This is a genomic window from Marinobacterium lacunae, assembly GCF_000705555.1.
In the GTDB taxonomy this organism is placed as follows: Bacteria; Pseudomonadota; Gammaproteobacteria; order Pseudomonadales; family Balneatricaceae; genus Marinobacterium_D; species Marinobacterium_D lacunae.
In genome coordinates, this window is sequence record NZ_JMQN01000039.1 from 41,945 (window position 1) to 48,511 (window position 6,567).

The following is a 6,567-nucleotide window of genomic DNA, read 5'->3' on the forward strand; positions in this document are numbered from 1 at the left end:
GTCCTGTTTAGAGGCAATAACGGGAGATCATCTGTTTGAGAATATCGATGGTGGGCTGGATCTGATCCAGTGCCAGATATTCATCGGGCTGGTGTGCCTGATCGATTGAGCCCGGGCCCATGATGATTGTGTCCATCCCCAGCTGCTGCAGGAAAGGCGCTTCGGTGCCGTAGGCAACCGCCTGCGCCGTGTGTCCGGTCAGCTTTTCGGCCAGGGCGACCAGTTCGCTGTTGGCCGGTGTCTCGAACGGCGGAATGCCCGGGAACAGCGGTCGGGCCTCCAGCTTTACCCCGAAGCGTTCGCCAAAGGGCAGCAGGCGCTCACTGATCGCATTACGCAGACCCTCGAGCGACATGCCGGGCAGCGGTCGCAGGTCGAATTCAAGTTCACAACGACCGCAGATCCGGTTCGGGTTATCGCCACCGTGGATGCAGCCGAAGTTTAGCGTCGGCATATCGACCTTGAAATCCGCATTGCGATGACGCGCCTGCAACTCACCCCGGAAAGCGGACAGCTCGTTGAGCACCTGTTGCATGGCATCCAGCGCGTTAGCGCCCAGTGACGGGTCGGAGGAGTGGCCTGAGCGCCCTTCAATCCGCACCGCTTCCATCATCATCCCCTTGTGCATTCGCACGGGTCTGAGGCTAGAGGGTTCTCCGATCACGGCAGCCCGCGCCTTGGGGCGTCCGGCATCGACCAGTGCACGGGCACCGGACATGGAGCTTTCCTCGTCGGCGGTGGCCAGAATGATCAGCGGGCTTTTCAGCGGTTGATCGGCAAATGACTTGGCCGCTTCTATGGCCAGAGCGAGAAAGCCCTTCATATCGCAGGTGCCGAGGCCATACAAACGCTGATCGCGCTCGACCACCTTGAACGGGTCGGAGCGCCAGAGCTCAGGGTCGCAGGGTACGGTATCGGTGTGTCCCGACAGTACCAGCCCGCCGGGGCCGGTGCCGAGTGTGGCAATGAGGTTGGCCTTGGTCGGCTCACCGGGTACCGGCATCACTTCACAGTTGAACCCCAAGGCCTCGAGCCAGGTGTGCAGATGTTCAATCACAGCCAGATTGCTCTGATCCCAGTCCGGCGTGGTCGAGCTGATAGAGGGTGCGGCGATCAGCGCGCGCAGCATCGTCATCGTATCGGGAAGGGGCATGGCGTGGTCTCCGCTGTTAGAGAGAGTAGTGTGCCGCGGATAACCGGCAGGTTCCAGTATGGATCCTTATGCGCGATGGAACAATTCAGCGGGAGAGGCTGGGCCGCCAGAGGGCCCTAAAGGCACAGGGGACGAGCTGAGCTCGTCCCCTGTGACAACGGTATGTGCGAATGGCTTGATTCAGTTTGGGCTCGCGGAGAAGATGGGAGGATTGTTGCTGCCTCCACCTGTGTCACCAAGCGTGCTGATTGTTTCGAAGGTGGTTGTTTGCTGAGTGGTATCAGTATCGCTCGGCTGCACTTGGTTGGCGTTCGCGAGGATTGCATTAATCTGTGCGGCAGTGGTGGGGTTTGCCTGCGCGAGCGTGGGGTCGTTTGAGGCAGCAGACAGGGCAGAGACCACCTGTTGTTCAGCTCCAGGTGAGGCTTCGGTAACCGTCGGAGCGGTAACCGCAGCGTAGGCGTTGGCCATGATAGTGACGGCTGCACTTGGATTGGCTTGATAAACACTGGGGGTCGATGCCAGCTGGCTCAGGGTGACAGCAAGAGCGCCGACACTTTGGGGAGCTACCCGCTGAACCGCCGGGTTCACGATAACCCGTGAGGCGATTGATGCGACCGACAATGCCTGCGCTGGAGTCTCGGTTGGGTTTATCGCGGCCACCGCTGCCTCGACCGCGCTAACGGCCGCTTGGGGGTTTACTGCCACCAACTGCTCAGCGGTTGTCGCGACGTTCATCGCCAGCGTAGCGGCAACTTGCGGATTGCCGCCGGATAACGCCCTTATCGCTTGAGTGATTGCATTGGGGTTTCCGCTCTGCACTGCCGCTCGCAATGCCGGAGGCAGGCTGTTCGTTCCGGCCGATTGTGTCCAGCCAACCTGTGGCAGCAGAAGCGTCAAAGCGCAGATAGCGCCCAACAGTATTTTTCGCATTTTGAACCCTTATTTAGACGGTTGGCTTCCATAGCATTGGCACTGTGTGCCGGGTAAAAAGCAGTCTACACAAGGAATTACCGGTGGCCAATACGGTGTTGCCTAATAGCCGGGTGGCGAGGGGTACGCAGGAGGAAAACGGGGGAGGTGAGAGCTCCCCCGGGGTGGCTCAGGAGAAGATACCCTTGAGCATGAAGAAGAACATGATCGCCAGCAGCGCACCGGCCGGCAGGGTGACCAGCCAGGAGATGAAGATGGTGCCGACCACGCGCAGGTTGAGCGCCGCCATGCCGCGGGCGATACCGACACCGAGTACGGCGCCCACCAACGTGTGGGTGGTGGATATCGGCAGGCCGGTACCGGATGCGACCACCACGGTGGAAGCCGCCGCCAGTGTTGCAGCAAAGCCACGGCTGGGTGTCAGTTCGGTGATGTTGGTGCCGACGGTTGCAATCACCTTGTGGCCGTACATCACCAAACCTGCAACGATACCGCCGCCGCCAAGCAGCAGCACCCAGGCGGGCATGGCCGATTTCTGGGCCACGCCGCCGTCGGCGGCAATGACGCCGACCACCGCAGCCAGCGGTCCGACAGCATTGGCCACGTCGTTGGAGCCGTGTGCAAATGCCATGGCGCAGGCGGTGAACAGCATCAGGATGCCGAACACCTTCTCGACACTGCTGAAGTGATAGTCGCGATCAGCGGTTGGGTCCTGCTTGATCCGGCGCAGCATCAGGATGCCGACCGCCATAATACCGAGCGCAACCACCAGCGAGATCAGCGCGCTCTGGCCCCAGCTCAGGTGTAGACCGATATGCTTGAGGCCCTTGGTGAAGGTCACCATGGCGACGATGAACCCGACCAGAAAGATGTAGGCCGGCACGTAGCGCTTGGCGTTACGGAAGGGGTCTTCGGTATCCAGAATCAGCTGTTGAACGCTGCGAAACAGCGCATAGCCGATGACACCGGCGGTCACCGGCGAAACCACCCAACTGGCGACGATGGTGCCGACCTTGTTCCAGTGCACGGCATCTACCGATACGCCCACCGCAGCAAAACCGACGATGGCGCCGACGATGGAGTGGGTGGTCGATACCGGCCAGCCATAGTGTGTGGCAATCAACAACCAGAGACCGGCGGCCAGCAGTGAGGCCAGCATACCGTAGACCAGCAGCTCTGGATTGGCCGATAGAATGCCAGGCTCGATGATGCCTTTACGGATCGTTTCGGTTACTGCGCCGCCGGCGAGATAGGCCCCGGCGAACTCGAACAGGATGGCGATGACGATCGCCTGTTTCAGCGTGATCGCGCGTGAGCCAACGGAGGTGCCCATGGCGTTGGCGACGTCGTTAGCGCCCACACCCCAAGCCATGAAAAAGCCGAATATGCAGGCGAGAATGATGAAAATCTCACCGTGCTGAGCAATGATTTCCATGAGAATCCTTAATCTTGCCGGTTAGCGGGCCAGAAGCAGCTGCAGGCGGCTGCCTACCTGCTGGGAACGGTTGGCGAGATCGCCTATCCAGGTGATGATCTGGTACAGGAACATCACATCCACCGGATAGAGGTCGCGTTCGATGGTGAACAGCGTCGAGCGCAGTTTGCGTTCGCAGCCGTCGGTTTCGTTCTCGAGGCGATCCAGCTCGGTGAGCAGGCGCTCGACCAGATCGATCTCATGGCCACGGAAACCGGATGTCACCAGCTCATCGAGCTCGTTGAGTGCGGTTTTGGCCTGTTCTGTGGTTTGCAGAGCGGTGTCGAGGAACTCGATCAGGCCCTGCTGCAACGCATTCGGGATGGTCATCTGACGGCCCAGAATGAGTCCGGCGATATCCTTCGCCTTGTTTGCGATCTTGTCCTGCATGCGCAGCAACTCCAACAGATCGGAGCGCGGCACCGGCAGAAAAAGGCTGCTCGGCAGGTTCTGACGAATTTTCCGTTTGATCTCGTCCGCTTCATGTTCGAGCGTGACGACACGCTGCTGATACTCTGATGCCTTTTCCCAATCCTCCGCGATCACCGCATTGAAGAACGGGACCAGTTCAGCGGCGCATGCCTGCGCCTTGGCGATATGCTCCTGCATCGGCATGAAGGGAGAACGGGCGAACATCTGGAAAAGGGGACTGTTAACCATTGATGTGTACCTGTTAGCCGGTTTGAAGGTGGCGCAAGTATACGGATCAATCCGTAATTTTTGTAAAAAAATAGCAATGAATTTGTCATATGGCAGGTAATTCGCGCGACAAATCAGCTTATTGACTCCTGAGAACGCTGTGTCGCGCAAAGGTGCGAGGCTGGAGACTTGGTTTTCACCCACCTAGAATGGTGGTTATTCACATGATGAGGTAGATCGATGGGATCTGAAACGGAACTGAAGCTGGGACTGCTGCCGGAATACAGCGAAGAGGTCGCGACGTTGCCCATGCTGGAGCAGTTGGCCTGTGCGCCCTCGCAGCACCGGACGCTACGCAACGTCTACTACGATACACCCGAGCAGCATCTGCATCGTGCCCGAGTGGCCTTGCGAATCCGTCAGGACGGCGACCGTTATATCCAAACCCTGAAAAGTGCGGGTAACGGTCAGGCTGGACTCTCGGTACGTAACGAGTGGGAGTGGGTGCGGCCCGAACCCAGTCTGGATCTGGCGCTGCTCACTGAGCATCTGCCGGAGTCGTTGCGAGATGAGGTCCTGCTGGCATCCCTGGCGCCGGCTTTTGAAACCAACTTCGAGCGCCAGTTGTGGTGGCTCGGCGGAGAGGATGACGCGGGCACCTGGAAGGTTGAAGTGGCGCTTGATAGAGGCGAAATCCGTGCGGCTGACAAGCGTATGCCGCTGTGTGAGCTGGAGCTTGAACTCAAGGCGGGGCCGACCGATGCCCTGTTTCATCTGGCGCTGGAGATCGCGCGGCAGTTGCCGGTGCGGGTCTGCGATGCCAGCAAGGCGCAGCGTGGGTATCAACTGGCCGGTATCGACGCCCCCCTGCCGGAGGTGACGCCGCGTTTCGATGGCGATGCCGTGTTGAGTCTGGTGGCGCTGGTCGAGGCGTGTCTTAAAGCCTGGCCGGTACAGCTGGAGGCGGTCATTGCGGGTGATGAACAGGCACTTGCATCGCTGGCGCGGACGCTGGATCTTCTGCTGGTTGCCCTTGAGTCGCTGCCGGAGGTGGCCGAGCACTGTCAGGTACTGATCTCTCAGTATCAGCGCCTGAGAGCGGATGTGGCCCGTGCCCACGATTGGCGTCTGCTCGAGTGCATGCCGAAAGCCTGGCAGCAGGCGCAGCGGGATGCGGGGCTCAAACTGATGCAAGGTTTGCAGCACAAGACCCTGCCGGGTCAGCTGGCCCTGGCCACCGGGGAGCTGCTCTGGCAGATTGCCGATGATGAGGCGACGGGATGAGCGACGCTAGAGTTCTGATTGTCCACACCGGTGGCACCATTGGCATGGTGCCCACTGACAGAGGGCTGGCGCCGGCCGCGGGCTTTGAACAGCTGCTCAGAGCGCGCTTGGGCGAGCGCTTAGCCGGATTGCCCGAGTTTGACATGGTCGAGCTCGAGCCACTGATCGATAGTGCGGAGCTGAAACCCGCGCATTGGCGCCAGATTGCTGAACCGATTTTGCAGCGTTATGCGGACTATGACGGTTTTGTCGTGCTGCACGGGACCGATACGCTGGCCTACACCGCATCGGCGCTTTCCTTCATGTTGCAGGGGCTGAACAAGCCTGTGCTGCTGACGGGTTCTCAGATTCCTCTCAGTAGCGCCCGTAATGATGCAGAGGGTCATCTGCTGGCCGCGCTTGGGCTTGCCGGTGGCGGACAGATCAATGAGGTCTGCGTGCTGTTCAATGGCCGGCTGTTGCGTGGTAACCGCTGCGTCAAACTTGATGCCAGCGCCATGGCGGCGTTCGACTCCCCCAACTGCCCCCATTTGGGCGAGGTGGGTATTGGTATCCGTCTGCGTCATGACCTGCTTCTGCCGGCCGGAGCGCCTGCCTTTACCAGCCCCGTTTTCGACGCGTCCTCGGTGGCGGTTATTCGCCTTTTCCCCGGCATTCAAAACACCTTTGTCCAGGCGGTGCTGAGTCAGCCGGGTTTAAAGGGTGTTGTGCTGCAAAGTTACGGCGTCGGTAACGCTCCGGTAAGTGATCGTTCACTTATGGAGGCGCTTGAGGCGGGTGTGCAACGGGGTGTGAGTATTATCAACATCAGTCAGTGTGTGCGGGGAGCGGTCGCGCCGGCGACCTATGCTACCGGTGCTGCGTTGGCCTCCGTCGGGGTGATTCCAGGTGCGGATCTGACGCTGGAGGCGGCGTTTGCCAAACTGCATTGGCTGATTGCGCAGAAAGCAACGCCCGCGCAGATCGCATCGGCGATGTCGCGGGCGTTGTGTGGAGAGCAATCGGCGCCGTAATCCGGCGTCAGTGATTGAGGATCTGGCTGAGGAACAGCTGTGTCCGCTCATGCTGCGGGTTGTTGAAGAAC

At 60.0% G+C, this 6,567-nt stretch carries 6 protein-coding genes; 2 read left to right on the top strand and 4 right to left on the bottom strand.

Annotated features, from left to right (window positions below):
• Positions 1–7: 7 nt before the first annotated feature.
• The 4 genes from argE to ADIMK_RS12575 form a co-directional block, all read right to left on the bottom strand.
• On the bottom strand, positions 8–1,153 hold the full coding sequence (argE, locus tag ADIMK_RS12560) for an acetylornithine deacetylase (RefSeq protein WP_036188650.1): 1,146 nt from the start codon (positions 1,151–1,153) through the stop codon (positions 8–10).
• Between the two features lie 180 nt (positions 1,154–1,333).
• Positions 1,334–2,086: a hypothetical protein gene (locus ADIMK_RS12565; protein ID WP_036188653.1), complete on the bottom strand. Its 753-nt coding sequence runs from the start codon at positions 2,084–2,086 to the stop codon at positions 1,334–1,336.
• Between the two features lie 169 nt (positions 2,087–2,255).
• Positions 2,256–3,521, bottom strand: coding sequence for an inorganic phosphate transporter (locus ADIMK_RS12570; RefSeq protein ID WP_036188656.1), 1,266 nt, complete (start codon positions 3,519–3,521; stop codon positions 2,256–2,258).
• A 21-nt stretch (positions 3,522–3,542) separates the two neighbouring features.
• Positions 3,543–4,220, bottom strand: coding sequence for a TIGR00153 family protein (locus tag ADIMK_RS12575; RefSeq protein ID WP_036188659.1), 678 nt, complete (start codon positions 4,218–4,220; stop codon positions 3,543–3,545).
• Between the two features lie 219 nt (positions 4,221–4,439).
• Here ADIMK_RS12575 and ADIMK_RS21390 point away from each other — a divergent pair, with 219 nt between their 5' ends.
• Positions 4,440–5,483: a CYTH domain-containing protein gene (locus ADIMK_RS21390; RefSeq protein ID WP_051692916.1), complete on the top strand. Its 1,044-nt coding sequence runs from the start codon at positions 4,440–4,442 to the stop codon at positions 5,481–5,483.
• Positions 5,480–6,496: an asparaginase domain-containing protein gene (locus ADIMK_RS12585; RefSeq protein ID WP_036188662.1), complete on the top strand. Its 1,017-nt coding sequence runs from the start codon at positions 5,480–5,482 to the stop codon at positions 6,494–6,496. The genes ADIMK_RS21390 and ADIMK_RS12585 overlap by 4 nt, the downstream gene beginning before the upstream one ends.
• Positions 6,497–6,567 lie beyond the last annotated feature (71 nt).